Source organism: Moorena sp. SIO4A5 (assembly GCF_010672005.1).
GTDB lineage: Bacteria > Cyanobacteriota > Cyanobacteriia > Cyanobacteriales > Coleofasciculaceae > Moorena.
This window is the reverse complement of sequence record NZ_JAAHHZ010000526.1, coordinates 1-3,388: the sequence shown is the minus strand read 5'-3', so window position 1 is coordinate 3,388 and position 3,388 is coordinate 1. Positions and strand designations below refer to the sequence as shown.

2 protein-coding genes and 1 pseudogene are annotated in these 3,388 nt (G+C 40.3%); 2 read left to right on the top strand and 1 reads right to left on the bottom strand.

The window, feature by feature from the left end:
• Positions 1 to 102 precede the first annotated feature (102 nt).
• Positions 103 to 840, bottom strand: a complete 738-nt coding sequence (locus F6K57_RS40375; protein WP_293074534.1) for a hypothetical protein — start codon at positions 838 to 840, stop codon at positions 103 to 105.
• Positions 841 to 1,382: 542 nt separating this feature from the next.
• Between F6K57_RS40375 and F6K57_RS40370 the strand changes: the two genes are divergently transcribed.
• Positions 1,383 to 1,712, top strand: coding sequence for an SET domain-containing protein-lysine N-methyltransferase (locus F6K57_RS40370; protein ID WP_293074531.1), 330 nt, complete (start codon positions 1,383 to 1,385; stop codon positions 1,710 to 1,712).
• A 1,447-nt stretch (positions 1,713 to 3,159) separates the two neighbouring features.
• Positions 3,160 to 3,388, top strand: a pseudogene (locus F6K57_RS40365) (hypothetical protein); the annotation flags it as partial.

Below are 3,388 nucleotides of genomic sequence, written 5' to 3'. Positions count from 1 at the left end.
GTATATTCTCAACAAGCACGATAAGCCAGGATTTATTGATAACTATCCCCGGTTACCCAACAAGATGCGTTTGCCCTGAGCTTGTTTGTCACCCTTTCGTTGTCACACAAGGCGATATTTGTATAATTCCCTGTAGATTTCATTGCATTGGGAAAGAAGGTCATCAAAGCGCTCCGGGATGGCATCGCTTTTGGGTTTGTAGGGGTGAAACCCGGTTGAGTTTCTCACCGTGTCATACCACTGATATTTAGACCAAATATCATCGGTTGGGTTGCCTTTAGACCAACTTAACATCGCATCTGTAAATTCAACCTCTACCGCTTCGCAGAGCAAGGACAAAGTATGGCGTGGGTTTTCCTGTAGGTCACGGGCATCGATTACCGGCGGAATGACACCTGAATAGTCACGGACTATTTCAAACAATTGCTTAAGTCGTGGCATCCCTATGGTGTCCAATGTCGGATTAGGCCATAGCCGAAGATAAGATAGGAGCATCTCCCGAGGTTCACGAATCAGAAAGCAGTTGGTCAATTGGGGAACCCAACTAATGTCGATATGGGGTAGGAGTCGATAGATCATAAACTTTTGGTAATAGATCGATTTGTCGTTTGGTATTGACCCGGTCGTCACTTGCTCTACAATCTTGACCCAGTCTGTTTCATAACGGTTGAGCACTTCTTCCATTCCCGGGTCTTTCCGACCAGTGACTGAAAGATAATGTGGATAAAACGGCTCGTCTTGCACAAAGGTATCTGGGCGATTTCCCCAAGAACGTAGTAGAACTGTCGAAAGACATCGTGGACTAGCCCACATGGCGATGCGTTTCAGTTGATTTGCCACTAAATTAATCTCCTTTCCTGGAATCAAGCAATGCTAAGATTTAGCAATTATCAAGCGTCAATCATCAATAATTAAGAAGCATACCATTTTTGTACATAACACTTTTAATTATGGTTTTAAACCCTAGTATTATCGTTAATTTTAGGGATAGATTTCCCAAATTTGGATGTTCCCATCAATATATCACTTACGGCTTGTAAAAAAAAAAATTATGGTAATAAAATTATGACAAGGATTCAAAGATCAGAGCCGGAGTAATCACATAAGGAGCCAAAAGATTCATAGCGTGCAAGTGTTGGGAGGGTCAGGAGGGTAACAAAACCATCCACAAGCAACACGAACAACTAAATCTGTTGATGAACCGCCTAGATGAAAAGTAACGGCCACTATCTCCAATTCTGAAGTGTACCAGCCTGTCAGGTCTAACTGGTTGATTTGGACGGTGATGTTGCTAATTTCGCTAGATTGGGATGTAATAATAGGGGAAAACAAGCTATCATAACATAAATTGATGGTTAAAAATTATCAATTGGAAATAATCAATGATTGAAGTCAACAACATTCCTAATAAAGGAAGGGGCATTATTGCGACACAGGATATTCCCCAAGGAACATTAATTGAAGTTGCTCCTGTTGGTATTTTTTCTATAGAAAAAATACCAAACATAAATGAAACGGAAATATTCAAGTATTACTTCGTCAAGCCGTTAGAATATGGCAAAAGTAAAAATTTGAATGGATATATTGTTTTTGGTTTAGCTTCTCTTTGTAATCACGCAGAAAACCCGAATGCTCGTGTGGACTGGATCGAAGATGAAATTGGTTTATGGTCACATTTAATCGCAGATAAAACTATTAATAAAAGTCAATAAGTTACATTATTATACACCAACATTGATGAGTATGCTGATGCCAAAAAATTTGTTTAATAATTGTTAGCAATTCCTGGGATATAATTCATGAATCCTGATCTAATTTTCTGAGTCACATATATTTAGTGTATTCTAAATTAACAAAACACTGAATATATGTGAAAAGTACTGTCGTGTCAAGCCTGAAATGTTGCTTTATAAAAATGGTACGATGCCGAGTTTTAAAGCCTTTTGCTCAAAAATTGCACTATTCTAAGCTTGACACGCCACTCTGAAATGGTTACAAGCACAATAAGCCAGGATTTATTGAGAACTATCTCGGATTAGACAACAAGATGCGTTTGCCCTGCTTGTCCCAGCTACATATTAATCGCATCACCTATTACCAACTCGGCTTACCGTGAACTTATACCATTGGTTAACCTTCAAAAAACGCGATCGCATACAGCCGCTGTTGATAGTAGTAAATAGCTTACGCAATTCAGTCATCGATACCCCTTAATTCCTCTGTCTGTGATCTCAGAGCAAGACAGGGGTATTTTTTTTGTGTAACAGCTCAAAGGCTTTTCCTAGCTAGATACTAGTTGCCGATACTTTTTAGCAACTGGTCTTACCCTGAAGTTATACCATTAGTTAACGTTGGGAAAACCCGTACGCATACAGCTGCTGTGGATAGTAGTAAATAGCTTACGCAATTCAGCCATCGATACCCCTTAATTCCTCTGTCTTTGATCTAAGAGCAAGACAGGGGTATTTTTTTTGTGTAACAGCTCAAAAGCGTTTCCCAGCTACATACTATTTGTCTGAGGTCTGAGCAACTCGTCTTACCCTGAAGTTATACCATTAGTTAACTCTTTGGTTAACGTTGGGAAAACGCGATCGCATACAGCCGCTGTGGATAGTAGTAAATAGCTTACGCAATTCAGCCATAGACACCCCTTAGTTGGTCGAGCTGTGATCTAACAGCAAGACACTCAGGGGTTATTTTTTTGGAACTCAAACGCTTAAACCCAGCTACATACTATAGCAAAAAAAGGGATGGTTAGGACATAATTGTAACATAATATGGAGTGTAGCAAGGAGGGATAAATGCCATCACCATATAGCGATGCAGAGCGAGCAAAAGCAGTAGCAGCAGTAGATCGTGGAGAGAAAAAAACCCAAGTGTGCCGAATGCTGCTTGCTTAGCCGTAATACGTTAGACCTTTGGCTAAAAGCCAGAGAACAAAGAGGAACATTCACACGCCTTGAGAAAGTATCAAAGGGGTCCACAGCCAAAAATCCGAGATTTAGAGGAGTTTCGCCAATTTGCGTGCATAAACGGTGGCACAACTCAAAAACAGATGGCAAAAAAGTGGCCAGAAGAAATAAGTCACACGACCATCGGCAAAGCTTTGAAACGTATTGGATTTACCCGAAAAAAAAACTTATGGATACAAAGAAAGAAATGAAGAGGAACGAGGGGAATTTCTCAAATACAAAGCGCCAGTATGCCAAACAGCGAATAGTGTATGTGGATGAAGCGGGAGTTGATGACACAGAGGACTACTATACAGGTTGGTGTGAGAAATCGAACACGATATTACGACCTCAAATTAGGACACAAAACGGAGCGAATCAGTATGGTAGGAGCAACTTTGAGTGGTCAAATTATTGCTCCGATGACTTTCGTGGGA

Excerpts from the sequence above, each read along its gene's own strand:
- F6K57_RS40370 (WP_293074531.1), top strand. The coding sequence starts at position 1,383 with ATGATTGAAGTCAACAACATTCCTAATAAAGGAAGGGGCATTATTGCG.